14 protein-coding genes are annotated in these 15,570 nt (G+C 65.6%); 9 read left to right on the top strand and 5 right to left on the bottom strand.

The annotated features are described in order from the left end of the window. Window positions 1–62 precede the first annotated feature (62 nt). Genes ACMZ6R_RS18230 through ACMZ6R_RS18215 form a run of 4 tightly spaced genes read right to left on the bottom strand, consistent with a single transcriptional unit; the run spans window position 63 to window position 4,141 of the window. Entirely contained in the window at window positions 63–641 is a 579-nt protein-coding gene (locus tag ACMZ6R_RS18230; protein WP_416114141.1) for a VOC family protein, read from the bottom strand. A 28-nt stretch (window positions 642–669) separates the two neighbouring features. Beyond that, the gene (dapF, locus tag ACMZ6R_RS18225) at window positions 670–1,536 is read right to left on the bottom strand and encodes a diaminopimelate epimerase (protein ID WP_416114139.1); all 867 of its coding nucleotides are present in this window, start codon (window positions 1,534–1,536) and stop codon (window positions 670–672) included. A 26-nt stretch (window positions 1,537–1,562) separates the two neighbouring features. Then, on the bottom strand, window positions 1,563–3,356 hold the full coding sequence (pabB, locus tag ACMZ6R_RS18220; RefSeq protein ID WP_416114137.1) for an aminodeoxychorismate synthase component I: 1,794 nt from the start codon (window positions 3,354–3,356) through the stop codon (window positions 1,563–1,565). Window positions 3,357–3,376: 20 nt separating this feature from the next. After that, window positions 3,377–4,141 carry a hypothetical protein gene (locus ACMZ6R_RS18215; RefSeq protein WP_416114135.1) on the bottom strand — a complete coding sequence of 255 codons (765 nt, stop codon included), beginning with the start codon at window positions 4,139–4,141 and terminating at the stop codon, window positions 3,377–3,379. Window positions 4,142–4,267: 126 nt separating this feature from the next. Between ACMZ6R_RS18215 and ACMZ6R_RS18210 the strand changes: the two genes are divergently transcribed. Both ACMZ6R_RS18210 and ACMZ6R_RS18205 read left to right on the top strand, forming a co-directional pair. Then, window positions 4,268–5,317 carry an OmpA family protein gene (locus tag ACMZ6R_RS18210; RefSeq protein ID WP_416114133.1) on the top strand — a complete coding sequence of 350 codons (1,050 nt, stop codon included), beginning with the start codon at window positions 4,268–4,270 and terminating at the stop codon, window positions 5,315–5,317. A gap of 134 nt (window positions 5,318–5,451) precedes the next feature. Continuing rightward, the gene (locus ACMZ6R_RS18205) at window positions 5,452–6,336 is read left to right on the top strand and encodes an alpha/beta fold hydrolase (protein ID WP_416114131.1); all 885 of its coding nucleotides are present in this window, start codon (window positions 5,452–5,454) and stop codon (window positions 6,334–6,336) included. 303 nt (window positions 6,337–6,639) lie between these two features. Here the strand turns inward: ACMZ6R_RS18205 and ACMZ6R_RS18200 are convergent, their stop codons facing one another. Continuing rightward, entirely contained in the window at window positions 6,640–7,899 is a 1,260-nt protein-coding gene (locus ACMZ6R_RS18200) for a DNA polymerase IV (RefSeq protein WP_416114129.1), read from the bottom strand. Window positions 7,900–7,931: 32 nt separating this feature from the next. Between ACMZ6R_RS18200 and ACMZ6R_RS18195 the strand changes: the two genes are divergently transcribed. The 7 genes from ACMZ6R_RS18195 to ACMZ6R_RS18165 all read left to right on the top strand — a co-directional run bounded on the left by ACMZ6R_RS18195 (window position 7,932) and on the right by ACMZ6R_RS18165 (window position 15,533). Then, on the top strand, window positions 7,932–10,397 hold the full coding sequence (locus tag ACMZ6R_RS18195; RefSeq protein WP_416114127.1) for a glycogen/starch/alpha-glucan phosphorylase: 2,466 nt from the start codon (window positions 7,932–7,934) through the stop codon (window positions 10,395–10,397). 224 nt (window positions 10,398–10,621) lie between these two features. Beyond that, window positions 10,622–11,437: a transporter substrate-binding domain-containing protein gene (locus tag ACMZ6R_RS18190; protein WP_416114125.1), complete on the top strand. Its 816-nt coding sequence runs from the start codon at window positions 10,622–10,624 to the stop codon at window positions 11,435–11,437. Window positions 11,438–11,575: 138 nt separating this feature from the next. Next, the gene (locus ACMZ6R_RS18185) at window positions 11,576–11,959 is read left to right on the top strand and encodes a hypothetical protein (protein WP_416114123.1); all 384 of its coding nucleotides are present in this window, start codon (window positions 11,576–11,578) and stop codon (window positions 11,957–11,959) included. Then, complete coding sequence (locus ACMZ6R_RS18180) at window positions 11,956–12,717, top strand: amino acid ABC transporter permease (RefSeq protein WP_416114121.1); 762 nt, start codon at window positions 11,956–11,958, stop codon at window positions 12,715–12,717. The genes ACMZ6R_RS18185 and ACMZ6R_RS18180 overlap by 4 nt, the downstream gene beginning before the upstream one ends. A gap of 25 nt (window positions 12,718–12,742) precedes the next feature. Further along, complete coding sequence (locus ACMZ6R_RS18175) at window positions 12,743–13,006, top strand: glutaredoxin family protein (protein ID WP_416114119.1); 264 nt, start codon at window positions 12,743–12,745, stop codon at window positions 13,004–13,006. Then, window positions 13,003–13,344, top strand: coding sequence for a ferredoxin-thioredoxin reductase catalytic domain-containing protein (locus ACMZ6R_RS18170; RefSeq protein ID WP_416114117.1), 342 nt, complete (start codon window positions 13,003–13,005; stop codon window positions 13,342–13,344). Before ACMZ6R_RS18175 ends, ACMZ6R_RS18170 begins: the two co-directional genes overlap by 4 nt. A gap of 164 nt (window positions 13,345–13,508) precedes the next feature. Beyond that, window positions 13,509–15,533, top strand: a complete 2,025-nt coding sequence (locus tag ACMZ6R_RS18165) for a PAS domain S-box protein (RefSeq protein ID WP_416114115.1) — start codon at window positions 13,509–13,511, stop codon at window positions 15,531–15,533. The last annotated feature ends 37 nt before the right edge of the window (window positions 15,534–15,570 follow it).

Raw genomic sequence — 15,570 nt, 5'->3', positions numbered from 1 at the left:
CGTCAAGGACGAATAAAAGACCGGGGGAGAACCTTTCTACAGAAAGGTTCTCCCCCGGTCTTTTATTCGTCCTTGACGTCCACGAGTTCGCGCCCCTCGCCGGGGTAGATGCGGCGGTCGGCGTAGGGCGTGGGCGTGGGCTCGGGCCACTTGCCGGGCTGAGGCTCGCTTCCCTCCCGGGCCGTGGCGCTCGGATGGGTGTCGCCCATGACCGGCGTGTCGCGGATATCCACGCCCGGCACCGGACAGCTGAACTCGATGGCGATGTTGTTGGGGTCGAAGGAGTAGACCGAGAAGATGAATCCGTGGTCGATGATCTCCGACACCCAGAACCCGGCCGCCTCCAGCCGGTCCCTGATCTCCCACAGGTCGTCGCGGTCGCGCACGCCGATGGAGACGTGGTCGAAGGCGTAGGGTCCCTTGACCGGCACGCCGTGGTCCTTTTCCGGGATGGGCGCGACGTCCGGCCACTCGAAAAAGGCGATCATGTCGTTTTCGGAGATTTCCAGGAAGTAGTGGCGGTAGCCCGGCCGGCCGAGCCCGGCCACCAGCCGCATCCGCAGCAGGTCGCGCCAGAAGCGGATGGTGGCGTCCATGTCCCGGGTGGCCATGGCCAGATGGTTGATGCCGGTATATCGCATGTCGGCCCCCCTTGCGGAGACGGCGGGGCTACGACTCGATGCCCAGGCTTCGCGGGTAGAACTCGCCCCGAAAAACCAACTCGGCCGCCCCGCGCAGATAGGTCTTGCCGTCGCGCAAAATCACGCCCAGTTCCTCGCCGCCGGTGGTGGTGATCACCGTTTCCTCGCCAGTGAGCCCAAGCTCCTTGGCGATGACGGCCGAAGCCACGGCGCCGGTGCCGCAGGCGTAGGTCTCGTCCTCCACCCCGCGCTCGTAGGTGCGCAGCGACAACTGCCCCTTGCCCGTCACGGCCACGAAATTGACGTTGGTGCCGGCCGGCTTGAAAAACTCGTGGTTGCGCACCGTGCGGCCAAGCCGCCAGACGTCCACCCTTTCCAGATCGTCCACAAACGCCACGACATGGGGCACGCCGGTGTTGACGCTGTGCAGCGTCATCTGGTGGTGCTTTTCCTCGACCTCCATCTCCAGCTCCATGTTGAGGCGCAGGTCCTTGGGCGCGGTCAGCCGCACCGTGACCAGATTGGAGTCGGGATCGACCTCCGCCTCGATGGGGCCGGCGTCGGTGCCGAAAACATGGCGGGCCGGCGCGATGCCGAGCATCCAGGCGAGCCGGGCCGCGCAACGCGAACCGTTGCCGCACATCTCGGCCCGGGAACCGTCGGCGTTAAAAAAGTGCCAGATGTAGGCCAACCCCGAACCCTCCGGGGCATGGTCGAAAAACATCATGCCGTCGGCACCCACGCCAAAGGCCTTCTGGCACACCGGCACGACGATATCGGGCATGGCTTGCGGATCGTAGCCCAGTTCGCGATTGTCCACGAAGACGAAATCATTGCCGCAGCCCTGCATCTTGAAAAACGGCACCGACGGGCCGCAGACAGCTTCCAAATCCATGTCGCGCTCCTTGTACGAAAACGTGATTACGAATTAGCAGATGTGCCACTCCCCGTCGAGGGGCCGCCTGGCGGGGCCGGCCCGGCCAGCACCGCTGGCGTCCACAGGCGCACGGAATTGATCAGCCAGAGCCGCCCGGCCCGGGCCAGATCGGCCGGGGTGAGCGTCGCCTCGGCCACCACGCCCCGGGCCAGCAGGCGCTCCCGCAACGTGCCGGGAAGCAGCCCGCAGCCAAGGGCCGGGGTGAGCAGCCGTCCGTCGATGGCGGCCACGAGGTTGGCCCGGCAGCTCTCGGTCACCTGTCCGGCCGTGTTTATAAGCAGCACGTCGTCACACTCCGGACAGGCGGCCAAGGCCCGGTCGTAGCGCGCCCGGCGCGTGGTCTTGTGGAAAAGGGCGGCATCGGAGGCCTCGACCGGCCTGTCCGCCCAGCCCAGGCGCACGGGTCCGGGTTGGCGCCTGCCCAGGGGGAAATGTTCGGTGCGCGCCGCGCCGTCCCGGGAAAGCAGCAGCCGCACCCGCCGGCGCTGCCCGGGACAGGCCACGGCCACGGCGTCGAGGGCGGCCGAAACGGCCGCGGCATCGTGGCGGAATCCGTAATACGCGGCCGAACGGGCCAGTCGGGCGAGATGCTCGGACAAAAAGGCGAAACGACCGTCCGCCAGTCGCAGGGTTTCCAAAAGGTCGAAGGGCTCCGGCGGGGTGTACAAAAATGCGGCCTTGATCCGGCATTCCTCGTATTCGTCCCGGGCATCGGAATCGTAGGTCACGCCGCCGCCCACGCCGAAACGACACTCCCCCGTGTCCGTGTCGCAAACGACGGTGCGGATGGCCACGGAGAAAACGCAATCCCCATCGGGGGCGACGTGGCCGAACGTCCCGGTGTAAAAGCCGCGCGGCCCCCCTTCGAGCTGCCGGATCAGCCGCATGGCGCTACGCTTGGGCGCGCCCGTGATGGAGCCGCAGGGGAAAAGCGCGCCAAGTAGCCCGGTGAGACCGACTTCCCGGGGGACGCGGGCGGTCACGGTGGAGGTCATCTGCCAGGCCGTGGCCAGCCGCGACACCTCGAAACAGGCCGGCACGGCAACGCTCCCGGGCCGGGCGACGCGCCCCAGGTCGTTTCGCAACAGGTCGGTGATCATGCGGTTTTCGGCCCGGTTCTTCGGGCAGGCGGCCAGGGCGGCGGCCTGCCGGGCATCCTCCGCCAGGGTGCGGCCCCGGGCCATGGTGCCCTTCATGGGCCGCACGACCACCAGCTCTCCCGTGCGCCGGAAAAAAAGCTCCGGCGAAAACGACAGCACCTTGTGCCGGCCAAGGTCGAGCCGGCAGCAAAAGCCGGCCGCCTGATGCCTCGCCAGCCCCTCGAACCAGGCCGAAGGATCGCCACGCAGGCGGCTGGCCAGCGACATGGTGTAGTTGACCTGATAAACCTCGCCCTGGCGGATGTTGTCGCGGATCAGGCCGAGGGCCGCGTCGTAGCGCCGGCGGGAAACGAGCGGCCGCCAGGGCGCGAGGGCAAAGTCTCCGGTCGCGGCCGGGCGCGCCGGGGGTGCGGACGGGGAGGGATAGGCGGCAACAAAGGCCAGGGGCGTTTCGCCCGGGGCATGGGTTTCCAGCCGGGAATCGAAGGCCGGGGCGGCCTCGTAGGCCAGGGCCAGCACGAGCCAGTGCCCCTGCCGGCGGCAGGCCTCGGCCGCCTCGAGCAGCGGGGAGATCTCGGAAAGCTTCCAGGCCGTCGCGGTCCAGGCGGGATCGTGAAAATACCGCGTCCAGCCGGCACCGCCGGCGGCAAAAGACGAAAAGCACGCCTCACCGAACATGAAAAATCCCGTTTCGCCGGCTAGCGCGGCAGATGCGCCCGGGCCACCCGCCACAGGTCCTCGTAGGAATAGCGGGCGCGAAGGGCCAGACACATCTCCTCGGACAGGACCAGCTTGAGCGACGTGTCGGCCAAAAGCGAGCGCCGATGCACTTCCAGGCGCTTGCGCAAAAAGGCCGCGTCAAAGCCGTCGGCCGCAAGTCCGAGACCTTCGGCGAAAAAAAGCGACCGCGTGGAGTCGATCAGCCGCCGGCAGACTTCCCGGCCCTCCCGTCGCACCACGGCCAGACAGTACATGAGCCGCACGAGAAGCACATCGGCGGCCAGGGCGTGGTCCACGGCGGCCGGGTCCGCCTCGCCCGGCTCCCCGGCCCGGTTTTTCTCCAGCAGGGCGTACACGCGCTCCATGGCGACCGCTTCGCGAATGGGCGGCACGGGGAAAAAGGCGGTCAAAAAGGACAGCACCCGCTGCGGATTGTCCCCGGCAACCATGGCCAGAAGCGTGCGGGCCATGCAGTCGAGCTTGCGGCGCACATCGGCCAGGGCCTGCCGCCGGCCGGCCTGATACAATCGCCGTACCGCCTCCTCGGGCAGGCTCGAACCGAAGGCCGTCTCCAGCAGCAGGCGGATGTAGGGTTCGGTGACGGTCTCCATTTCCTCCTGCACGACCTTGCCGCCCTTTTTGACGTCCATGAGCTTTTTGAGCGACAGCCAATAGGCGGCCACGGCTGTGGCCGGCATCTCCACGATATCCAGATCGGCGCGCGCGCTAACTTCCTGCGTCATGGGGCGGTGGCCTTTTGCGGGGAATGCGGATAATCATGACCCATTCCTGCCGACATCCGGCAGGATACGGCAACCATAGGACGAATCATTCGCCGCCGGCAAGGCCGGACGGCGCGGAGGCCCGCTATGCGCGGACGTTTGCTCAAAGTGCTCATGGTGGTGCTGGTCCTCATCCCCGTGGGGCTGACGGCCTACCTGGCCAACAACCTCTACCACCGCAAGGGCGTGCCCGAGGCCCTGGAAAACCTGACCAAACAGCTGTTCCGCTCCAAGGCCGACGAGCGCAAGGCCGAGGCCCGGGCCGTGGAGTTGGAACGCAAGACCAACGAACTGCAAACCGCCTACGACGCCCTGGTGGCCGACCTGCGCGGCGAGGTGGACAGCCGCGACATCCGCGTGCGCCAGTTCCGGGAAAAACTCGAAATCAATTTCGTGGACAAGATCCTCTTCGCCTCGGGCAGCGCCGAAATCACCCCGCGCGGCCGGGAAATCCTGCGCAAGGTCGGCAGCGTCCTGGCCAAGGTCAAGGACAAAAGCATCTACGTCGTCGGCCACACCGACTCCAACCCCATCCACTCGGCCCTCTACCCCTCCAACTGGGAGCTCTCCACCGCCCGTTCCGCCTCGGTCATCCGCTTCCTTTCGGAATCCGGCGGCGTGACATCGGAACGCTTCACCGCCATGGGGCGCGCCTTCTACCAGCCCGTGGCCAGCAACGCCACGCCCGAGGGACGCCAGGAAAACCGCCGCGTGGACATCATCGTGGCCGACGTGCCGCTTCTGGCCGGAGAAACCGGCTCCGAATCCATGCGCGGCACGGTCAATACCGGCCAGCCCTCGGAACACGACCTGACCGGCCAGCAGTCGGCCCCCATCCGCGAAACCGCGCCACAACCCGCCGCACAGCCGACGCCCCTACAAACCGCCCCGGCCGCGCCGGAACCCGCTCCGGCCACGCCGGAAACGTCCGCAGCGCCGGAAACACCTGCCGCGCCGGAAGGCGCGCAGCCGGCCGAACCCAGCGCAACCGCGCCGCAACCCGCGCCCGCCGAACAGCCGGCACAACCGGCCAAGCCGGAACAGCCCAAGCCCGGCTCCACGGCCACGCCGCCGGCCTCTCCCGAACTGCCGCCGACCCTGCCCGACCGGTCCGGGTCGGGAGCGACAGGATCATAAGCAACGGAAAGAGGTGGGGCTCTGCCCCACACCCCGCCGGGGGGCGAGCGCGCCCCCCGGTCCCCCCGATTCCGCTTTGGCTGATCGAATATCCTCAATTTTCAGCAAAAAAGTTCGCGAGGAAGGAGTACGCAATGCCGCATGTCACCACGCGTGGGATTCAAATCGAGTACGATACCCTCGGAGACAAATCCTCTCCGGCGCTCCTGCTCATCGCCGGCAACGGCGCGCAGCTCACCTTCTGGGATGTGCCGTTTTGCCGGGCTCTGGCCGACACGGGCCTTTTCGTCATCCGTTTCGACAACCGCGACGCCGGACTGTCCACGAAATTCGACGCGGCGGGAGTCCCGGACTTCATGGCCTGCATCAAGGCGGCCATGGAGGGAAAACCCGTCGAATCGGCCTATACCCTCGAGGACATGGCGGATGACTGCGCCGGACTGCTCGAGGGCCTCGGCATCGAAAAGGCGCATATCTGCGGCCTGTCCATGGGCGGCATGATTGCCCAGGTCGTGGCCTGTCGGCATCCGGAGCATGTTCTGAGCCTGACGTCCATCATGTCGTGCACGGGAAATCCCGAGGCGCCGCAGGGGAAACCCGAGGCCATCGCCGCCGTTGTCGCGACGCCGCCGGAGGGACGCGAGGCGTTTATCGAACACAGCCTCGATGTCTGGCGAAAGATCTGGAGCCCCGGCTTCCCGTTCGAGGAAGCACGGGCCCGGACATTCATGGAAGAGAGTTATGACCGGTGCCATTACCTGCCGGGGATGGCGCGTCAAAACACGGCCATTCTCGCCAACGGGGACAGGCGGCGCGCGCTTGCCGCGCTTACGGTCCCGACGCTGGTCATCCACGGAGCGGCCGATCCGCTGATCCCGGTCGCGGCGGGCGAGGATACGGCCCAGACGATTCCGGGAGCCCGGTGGCTGGTTATCGAAGGGATGGGGCACGATCTGCCAACGCCTGTCTGGCCACAAGTCGTAAACGCCATTTCGCACCTTACGCAGCAAACCGCATAGCCATCTTCCCCGCGGCGCTTCGCCGCTGGCGCGGTTGTCGCCGCAATCGCGTCCGGCGTCGAGGGGCACAAGCCCCTCGTGTCGCCGGGCCGATTGCGGCGACAAACATACGGCGTCCCATCACCCAAAGACATCAACCCTCACCCCACCAGCCCAACCCGGTAAAAGGGGGTCCGGGGGACATCAAGTCCCCCGGCAGGTCCAGGGCAGCGCCCTGGCAGAGAGTTGCAGGAGAGGCGGAGCCTCTCCTGCCGGGTCGCAGGGGCAGCGCCCCTGCCGCCTTCCCCGCTCCCTCCACTCCCGCTAGTCCCGCTCGAAATCGAACAGCCGGCCGCGCACGATGGAGTCACGGCCGAACTTGCCGCGTATGGCATCCAGGGCGGCGTCGATTTTCCCGCCGTGCTCGCGGTGTTTCCGGCCGGGGTCCTCGAAGAGGCTCAGCTGACGCGGTTCGTTGCCGAAGTTGGAGACGCCGACGCCGATGAGGCGCAGGGGTCGCGGCAGCGGTTCGGCCTCGAGGAGTTCCTTGGCCACCGCATAGATGACGGTGTCGCTTGCGGTGGGGTCGGGCAGGGTGCGGCTGCGGGTGATCTGGCGGAAATCGTTGAATTTGAGCTTGAGGGTGATGGTGCGGCCGGATTGATTGTCCTGGCGCAGCTCGCGGCCGACGCGTTCGGACTGGTGGAGCAGCCAGGCGGCGAGTCTGGCCCGGTCGGCGGTATCGGTGGTGAAGGTATTCTCGGCGCTGATGGATTTGGCCTCGCGCGACGGGTTGACGGTATCGCTGCCCTGGCCGCAGGCCCGGGCGTAGAGGTCGAGGCCCCATTTGCCCAGGTGGCGCTGCCAGAATTCGGGGGGATATTGCATGATTTCGCCGACGACGCGGACGCCCAGGCGGGAAAGGGTGGCCTGGGCGCGTTTGCCGACGCCGGGAATCTTGCCCACGGGCAGATCGGCAAGAAACAGGGCGACCTGCTCCGGGGCGACGAGGGTCAGCCCGTCGGGCTTGTCGTAGTCCGAGGCGATCTTGGCGATGAATTTGACGGGCGCGATGCCGACCGAACAGGCAAGTCCCGTGGCTTCGCGGATCATGGCTTTGAGACGTCGGCCGAGGGTCTCCGGGGGACCGAAGAGGGTTTCGGTGCCGGTGATGTCGACGTAGGCCTCGTCGATGGAAGCGGGTTCGACCAGCGGGGAGACGCTCTGGAGCGTGGCCATGACGACGCGGGAGACTTCGGCGTAGCGGCGGCGGTTGCCGGGCAGGAACACGCCGTGGGGGCAGCGGCGTTTGGCCTCGGCCACGGGCATGGCCGAGTGCACGCCGAAGGTGCGGGCTTCGTAGGAGGCGGCCGAAACCACGCCGCGCAGGTCCCGGCCGATGATGACCGGCTTGCCCAGAAGCGTGGGGTCGTCGTGCTGCTCGACGGAGGCGAAAAACGCATCCATGTCGAGATGGAGGATGGTCGCCATGCCCCGGACATGCGACGGCGACCCGGAAAAAGCAAGGGGGCGCGAGGGAGTTCCGGTTGGACAACGCCGCGCGTCCTTTGCTACAAGCGACATACATCCCCTTTCGACCTTTCAAGGAGGCGCCCATGCCCGTCGAGAATTGCCCCATCCAGACCCTCGACGCCGACTCCATTTCCTGCTCCATCCGTGAGCACATCACCCACTCCCTGGGCAAGCCCTGCGCCGAAGCCGGCAATCGGGACGTGGCCATGGCGCTGTCCAGGACCCTGCGCGACAGGCTGGTGGACAAGATGCTCGAAACCCGCAAGCGCTACCGCGACGCCCGGGCCAAGCGGATGTACTACCTGTCCATCGAATATCTTCTCGGCCGCTGCCTGGGCAACAACCTCTACAACATGAAGATCGACAAAATGTGCCGCAGCCTGGTCAAGGAATGGGGCTACGACCTGGAGGAGTTGCGCGAGTTCGAGCGCGACCCGGCGCTCGGCAACGGCGGGCTGGGGCGGCTGGCCGCCTGCTTCCTCGATTCCCTGGCCACCCTGGACATGCCGGGCTGCGGCTACGGCATCCACTACGAATTCGGGCTGTTCAAGCAGAGCATCCAGAACGACCGTCAGGTCGAGCAACCGGACTACTGGATGGCCGAAGGCATGCCGCTGCAAATCGAACGCCGCGACCAGTCCGTCATCGTGCCCATTTACGGCCGCATCGAAAGCCATCAGGGCCCGGACGGCTCCTACCTGCCGCTTTGGGTCGACTGGCAGGACTTAGTCGGCGTGCCCTACGACATCCCCATCGTGGGTTTCGGCGACAAGACCGTCAATTACCTGCGCCTTTTCGCCGCCCGCTCCACCGACAACTTCGACATGAAGATTTTCGACCAGGGCGACTACATCAAGGCCATCCACCAGAAGGTCTATTCGGAACTGGTCTCCAAGATCCTCTACCCCAGCGAATCCATCTCGTTCGGCAAGGAACTGCGGCTGACCCAGGAATACTTCCTGGTCTTTTGTTCGCTGCGCGACATCACCCGGCGCTTTCTCAAACAAAACCGCAACATCGAAGAGCTGCCCGAATTCATCGCCATCCAGCTCAACGACACCCACCCGGCCCTGGCCGTGGCCGAACTGATGCGCATCCTGGTCGACGAGCGCCGCGTGCCCTGGGACCGGGCCTGGAACATCACCAACCGGACCCTGGCCTTCACCAACCACACGCTCATGCCCGAATCGCTGGAAATGTGGCCGGTGGAGCTCATGGGCAAGGTGCTGCCCCGCCATCTCCAGATCATCTACGAAATCAACGCCCGTTTTTTGAGTCAGATCCGCCTGACCTCCAAGCCCGACGACGCCACCTTGCGCCGCATGTCGCTGATCGAGGAAGAAGGCGGCAAGCAGGTGCGCATGGCCAATCTGGCCGTGGTCGGCTCCCACTCCGTCAACGGAGTGTCCAAGCTCCATTCCGAGCTGGTCAAGACGCGCCTGTTTCCGGATTACGCAGCCCTGTGGCCCGGAAAATTCAACAACAAGACCAACGGCATCACCCCCAGGCGCTGGCTCTATAAGGCCAATCCCGGGCTGGCGGCGCTTATCACCGAGGCCATCGGCGACGCCTGGATCATGGACCTGGACAAGCTCCAGAACCTCGTGCCCCTGGCCGACGACGCCGCCTTCCAGCAGAAGTTCCTGGCCGTCAAACGGGCCAGCAAGGCCCGGCTGGGCGAATACGTGGCCCAGACCACGGGCGTGGTGCTCTCGCCGGACGCGGTCTTCGACATGCAGGCCAAGCGCATCCATGAATACAAGCGCCAGCTGTTAAATGTCATGCACGTGATCCACGACTACCTGCGCGTGACCGAGGACGGCTACGTGCCGCCCGTGCCCCGGGTCTACGTCTTCGCCGGCAAGGCCGCGCCGGGCTACTTCGAAGCCAAGGAGATCATCCACCTCATCTGCTGCGCGGCCCGGATCATCAACAACGACAAGCGCGCCGCCGGACACATCAAAATGGTCTTCGCCGCCGACTACCGGGTGTCGCTGGCCGAAAAGCTCATCCCCGCCGCTGACGTCAGCGAACAGATCTCCACCGCCGGCACCGAGGCCTCGGGCACGGGCAACATGAAGTTCTCGCTCAATGGCGCGCTGACCATCGGCACCCTGGACGGGGCCAACATCGAGATCCGCGAGGCCGTGGGCGCGGAAAACTTCTACCTGTTCGGGCTGACCACCCCGGAAGTCGAACGCCAGCTTGGCGACGACAGCTACAATCCCTGGGAATACTACGGCAAGCATCCCGAAATCCGGCGGGTCCTGGACGCGCTCTCGGCCGGCCGCTTCACCCCCGACGAACCGGCGACCTTCCACTGGATCTTCGAAAAGATGCTCACCAAGGGCGAGCGCTACATGCATCTGGCCGACTTCATCCCCTACCTGGAAACCCACGAGCGCCTGGGCATGGACTACGCCAGGCCGGCCGTCTGGGCCAGGAAGGCCATCCTGAACGTCGCCCGCATGGGGTATTTCTCCGCGGACCGCACCATCCGGGAATACGCCCGCGACATCTGGGGCATAAAGCCCATCGCGCCGAAATGAGGAGGAGGGGGGAGTGATTTCCGGGGGGAAACTTTTCTGAAGAAAAGTTTCCCCCCGGACCCCCTTTCCAAAGACTTTCAATAGTTACAGTGAATGAGCGTTACACCATCTGCAACCGATAAAAGGTTTAGGAAAGGGAGAGCGCGAGAGGGGAGAACCCTTTTTTAAAGGGTTTCCCCTCTCGCATGATCCCTGCCTCAAAAACTCGAGGGAGGACGTCATCCATGGTTCGCTTCATCCGCATCATCAGCCTGGCCTTCGTGGCCCTGACCATGTGCTGCGGCACCGCTGTCGCCACCACCACGCCGTTCGACGTCTACGAGGGCAGCAACCTGCGCAAGATCGTGCAGCGCGGCACGCTGGTCGTGGGCATGGAACTCAAATTCTGGCCCTTCGAGTACGTGGACAAGGAGGGCAAACCCGTCGGCTTCGACGTGGACATCGCCAAAACCCTGGCCGACCGGCTGGGGGTCAAGCTGGAAATCAAGGACATGGAGTGGACCGGGCTCATCCCGGCCCTGACCGCCGGCAAGATCGACCTCATCATCTCCGGCATCAGCGGCACCCTGGAGCGGGCCAAGTCCATCACCTTCACCTCGCCCTACTTCACGACCGGGCTGTGCGCGCTGCTTTCGACCAAGAAGGCCGGCGACGTCAAAAGTGTGGAGGCGTTAAACGCCCCGGGCCGGGTGCTTGCGGTCAAGACCGGCACCACCGCCGACCTGGTGGCCACCAAGAAATTTCCCAAGGCCACCATCAACCGCTACCAGGACGAGACGTCCTGCGTCCAGGAAGTGGTGGCCGGCCGGGCCGACGCGTTCTTCTACGACCAGATCTCCATCGCCAAGCACCACAAGCAAAATCCCGAGGCCACCAAGGCGATCCTCACGCCCTTCACCTATGAGCCTTTCTGCATTGCCCTGCAAAAAGGCGATTTCGACTGGTGGCAGTGGCTGGAGATGTACCTCGCAACGATCAAGGCCGACGGCACGCTTGACGCGCTGCACGCCAAGTACTTCAAGGACATTCTCGGCAAATAGCCCCGTCCGTCGTCCGCTTCCGCGGCCGGACGCCCCGCGTCCCGGCCGTGGCGGCGGGCGATGCCCCCTTTCTTCCCATCCCGGGCGCGCGGCCCGGGCAGACCCCGGCCGGCCCCGACCGGCTCCCGGAAGGCAACCATGCCCCGCACACGCATCCATGCCCTCGTTGTCCTTATAATCCTGGCCTGTCTTGCCGCCGCCCCGGCCCCGGCCCAATCGTCACGGGTGGTTATGGCCCATATCTTCACCGTTCCGGCCGATCCGCCCGGCGGCAACATCGACGCGGTGCTGCCGGCTTTCGAAAACTGGCTGGCCACGTCGTTTGGCGGCTACACGCGCCTGGGGGCCGGCGACGGCGCCTGGAAAAACAAGAAGGGCCAGGTGGAGACCCAGGGCAACATCGTCTTTCTGATCACGACCGGCCGGGACGTCTCCAAGGACATCGCCGCCCGGCTGACCCGGGATTTCGGCGAGCGCGAGCCCTATGTGCTGGTCTTTCCGGCGGGACTCTTCGTCAAATGAGGTGGTCCACGCCCCGGTGGCTTGTCCGGGCCATTTTGCTCGCCGCCCTGACGGCCGGCCTGTGGGTCGTGTTGTCGCGGATCCGATACCACTGGGACTGGGGCGCTGTGTGGGCCTACCGCGACATCTTCATCGCCGGGCTCGGCGTGACGGTATACGTTTCGGCCGGGGCCATCGCCCTGGGCCTGCTCTTCGGCCTGGCCTCCGGGCTGGCCTCGGTCTCGGGCAATGTCTGGCTCACCGAGATGGCGGCCCTGTACGTCGGGGCCTTTCGCGGCACGCCGCTTTTAGTGCAGATCCTCATTTTCTATTTCTGCGTCGGGGTGGTGATCCACGTGGACAGCCCGTACCTGATCGGCACGGTGACCCTGGCCTTTTTCTCCGGGGCCTACATCTCGGAAATGGTGCGGGCCGGAGTCGAATCCATCGACGTCGGCCAGTGGGAGACGGCCCTGTCCTCGGGACTGACCCATCGCCAAACGCTTCTCTACGTCATCTTCCCCCAGGCGATCCGGCGCATCGTGCCGCCGGTGACGGGCCAGTTCGTCTCCTGCATCAAGGACTCGTCGCTGTTATCGATCATCAGCGTGCGCGAACTGACCAAGGCGGCCGAGGTGGTCAACGCCACCACCTACAAGACCTTCGAGGCCTATCTGCCCCTGGCCCTGCTCTACCTGCTTCTCACCTGGCCCCTTTCACACTTGACCGGCCGTCTGGAAAAGGGAATACGAAATGGAACCAAATCACGACCGCGATAATTCCTCGCGCGTGCAAGGAGTTTCTATGAGCGCCGATATCAAAATCTATGCCCTTTCCACCTGCGTGCACTGCAAACACGCCAAAGAATATCTCGAAGAACACAAGATTCCCTTTGACTGCGTCCATGTGGACTTCCTCTCCGGCGAGGAGCGCACCAAGGTCATGGACATCGTGCGCAAGCTCAACCCGTCCCTGTCCTTCCCCACCATCGTTATCGGCGACAAGGTCATCGTCGGCTTCCGACGCGACGAGATCGAGCAGGCCGTAAGCGAGTGCGAAAAGAAATGAACGCCCGCGAACTCCACGATACGTTAAAGCCCATCCAGGAAGCCAACGGAAACTATTTCAACCCCGACATGGAGATGACCCTGGACCTGTTGGCAAGTCTTCTGACCAACAAGGAACGCTACGGCTACATGGCCTGTCCCTGTCGGCTGGCCTCGGGCAAGTTCGAACTCGACCGCGACGTGGTCTGTCCGTGCGAGTACCGCGACCCGGACGTCGCCGCGTTCGGCGCCTGCTTTTGCGGACTCTACGTCTCCAAGGCCGTGCGCGACGGAGCCGTCCCCCTCCCCGTTGTGCCGGAACGCCGGCCGGTGGAAAAAACCCTGGCGGCCTTCGGCTGATCCGCGCCCTCCCCGGTCCGACGCCCGCCCCAGGCCCCAAACGCGCCCGGCATGGCCCCCCCGCCGAACAGTCCCCTTGAAAAGGGCGGCGGCATGCAATAGCCTCGGTGTTCAATCAACACCGGCTGCCGTTTATGGGCCGTACCCTATGAGGGGCATGCGAAGTGGAATCGGTATGGATGGCCCTGCTGCTCGGCGGGGTGCTGCTTGGGGCAGCGGCCATAAGCATCCTGGTCTTTGGCCGTAACCCCGGCCGGCAGTCCCACCAGCTTCTGCTCGACCGGGTGGTCGGCGCCTTGTCGGACCCGTTTTACATCAAGAACCCGCAGGGCTGTTTCACCCTGGTCAACGACGCCTTCTGCACCCTGGCCGGCCGCGGCCGGGAGGACATCCTGGGTCGTGACGCCCCGAGCGTCTTTCCGGGCCGGGCCGGTTCGCCGTCGCTCAAAAACGACGCCATGGTCCTGGCCTGCGGTTTCGAGGACGTGGCCGAGGAGACGGCCTATGACGCCGATGGCGGCCGGCGCGTGTTCATGACCCGCAAGACCCTGCACGTCGATCCCGCCGGTGGCCGCCACGTGGTGGGGCTTATCCGCGACATCACCAGCCGCAAGCGGGCCGAACGGGCGCTTTTGGCCAGCGAGGCCCGTTACCGCCGCATCGTCGAGACCGCCAACGAGGGCATCTGGGCCGTCAACGCCCGCTGGCGCACGGTCTATGCCAACGCGGTCATGGGCTTCATGCTCGGGCTCACCCCGGAAGAGATGGCCGGCCGGCCGGTAGCCGAGTTCCTGTTTCCCGAAGACAGCGACCTGCACCAGGCCATGCTGCGCCGCGAGTCCCTGCCCCCGGGCGGCGGGCTCTACGAACGACGGCTCAAGCGTGTCGACAACCGGGAAATCTGGGCTCTGATCGCCGTCAGCAGCGAATACGACACCTCGGGCCGTTTCGCCGGTTCGGTCGGCATGTTCACCAACATCACCGAGCGCAAGCACGCCGAGGAATCCCTGCGCCAGTCCGAAACGCGCCTGGCCGCCGCCAAGGAGGCCGCCGAGACCGCGAGCCAGACGAAAAGCGAATTCCTGGCCAACATGAGCCATGAGATCCGCACGCCTTTAAACGGCCTGCTCGGCATGCTCCAGCTCCTGGAAGACACCGGCCTCGACGCGGAACAGCGCGACTGCGTGGTCACGGCCCTGGATTCCGGCCGACGCCTCACGCGGCTTTTGGCCGATATCCTCGACCTGTCCCGGGTGGAATCCGGCAAGCTCGCCCTGGCCTGCGCCCCCTTTTCCCTGCGGGAGGTGTTCGCCTCCATCCAGACCGTTTTCGCCACCAGCCTCGAACAACGCGACCTGACCCTGGAAACCACAGTCTCACCGGCCGTGCCCGCCCTGCTTTTGGGCGACGAGGGCCGCATCCGCCAGGTGCTGCTCAACCTCGTCGGCAATGCCATCAAGTTCACCAAGACCGGCGGCGTCTTCCTGGAAGCCGGCTCCTCGCCCGATCCGGAAACCGGCCAGATGCGCCTGATCCTGTCCGTGGCCGATACCGGCATCGGCATTCCCCGCAACAAGATCAAGGCGGTTTTCGATGCCTTCACCCAGGTCGACGCCTCCAATACCCGCATCCACCAGGGCGCGGGACTGGGGCTTTCCATCGTCGACCGGCTGGTGCGGCTCATGGGGGGGCAGGTCTGGATGGACAGCGAGCCGGGCATCGGAACCTGCGTCATGTGCACGCTGCTGCTGCCCCAGGCCGCCCTGGCCCTGGCTGAGCCGCCGCCCGCGCCCATCACGTCGAAAAGAAGGGGACTGCGCATCCTGCTGGTCGAGGACGAACGCATCAACCGCCTGGCCGTGGGCACGCTGCTGCGCCACCAGGGCCATACCATCATCGAGGCGGCATCGGGGCTGGACGCCCTGGAGATCTTCGGCCGGGAACCATTCGACGTGGTGCTGCTCGACATCCAGATGCCGGGCATGGACGGGCTGGAAACCCTGGCCTTGCTGCGCGACGCCGCCATTTTCGGCCCCAAATCCGCCACGCCCGTTGTGGCCCTGACCGCCCACGCCATGGCCGGCGACCGCGAACGCTTCCTGGCGGCCGGCATGGACGACTACCTGGCCAAACCCGTGGAAGCCTCCGCCCTGGCCGCCGTCCTCGCCCGCCTGCCGGCGCGCGGATAAAAGAACCGGGGGGAAACTTTTCTGTAGAAAAGTTTCC

Source organism: Solidesulfovibrio sp. C21 (assembly GCF_047785625.1).
In the GTDB taxonomy this organism is placed as follows: Bacteria; Desulfobacterota; Desulfovibrionia; order Desulfovibrionales; family Desulfovibrionaceae; genus Solidesulfovibrio.
Note: the sequence above shows the minus strand (reverse complement) of the source record. Positions and strands in the feature narration are given on the sequence as shown.

Bases quoted from the DNA above. Each gene is read 5' to 3' on its own strand.
- ACMZ6R_RS18185 (WP_416114123.1), top strand. From the start codon at position 11,576: ATGCCCCGCACACGCATCCATGCCCTCGTTGTCCTTATAATCCTGGCC.
- ACMZ6R_RS18230 (WP_416114141.1), bottom strand. From the start codon at position 641: ATGCGATATACCGGCATCAACCATCTGGCCATGGCCACCCGGGACATG.
- ACMZ6R_RS18205 (WP_416114131.1), top strand. From the start codon at position 5,452: ATGCCGCATGTCACCACGCGTGGGATTCAAATCGAGTACGATACCCTC.
- ACMZ6R_RS18190 (WP_416114125.1), top strand. From the start codon at position 10,622: ATGGTTCGCTTCATCCGCATCATCAGCCTGGCCTTCGTGGCCCTGACC.
- dapF (WP_416114139.1), bottom strand. From the start codon at position 1,536: ATGGATTTGGAAGCTGTCTGCGGCCCGTCGGTGCCGTTTTTCAAGATG.
- ACMZ6R_RS18175 (WP_416114119.1), top strand. From the start codon at position 12,743: ATGAGCGCCGATATCAAAATCTATGCCCTTTCCACCTGCGTGCACTGC.
- ACMZ6R_RS18180 (WP_416114121.1), top strand. From the start codon at position 11,956: ATGAGGTGGTCCACGCCCCGGTGGCTTGTCCGGGCCATTTTGCTCGCC.
- ACMZ6R_RS18170 (WP_416114117.1), top strand. From the start codon at position 13,003: ATGAACGCCCGCGAACTCCACGATACGTTAAAGCCCATCCAGGAAGCC.
- ACMZ6R_RS18195 (WP_416114127.1), top strand. From the start codon at position 7,932: ATGCCCGTCGAGAATTGCCCCATCCAGACCCTCGACGCCGACTCCATT.
- pabB (WP_416114137.1), bottom strand. From the start codon at position 3,356: ATGTTCGGTGAGGCGTGCTTTTCGTCTTTTGCCGCCGGCGGTGCCGGC.
- ACMZ6R_RS18215 (WP_416114135.1), bottom strand. From the start codon at position 4,141: ATGACGCAGGAAGTTAGCGCGCGCGCCGATCTGGATATCGTGGAGATG.
- ACMZ6R_RS18200 (WP_416114129.1), bottom strand. From the start codon at position 7,899: ATGTCGCTTGTAGCAAAGGACGCGCGGCGTTGTCCAACCGGAACTCCC.
- ACMZ6R_RS18210 (WP_416114133.1), top strand. From the start codon at position 4,268: ATGCGCGGACGTTTGCTCAAAGTGCTCATGGTGGTGCTGGTCCTCATC.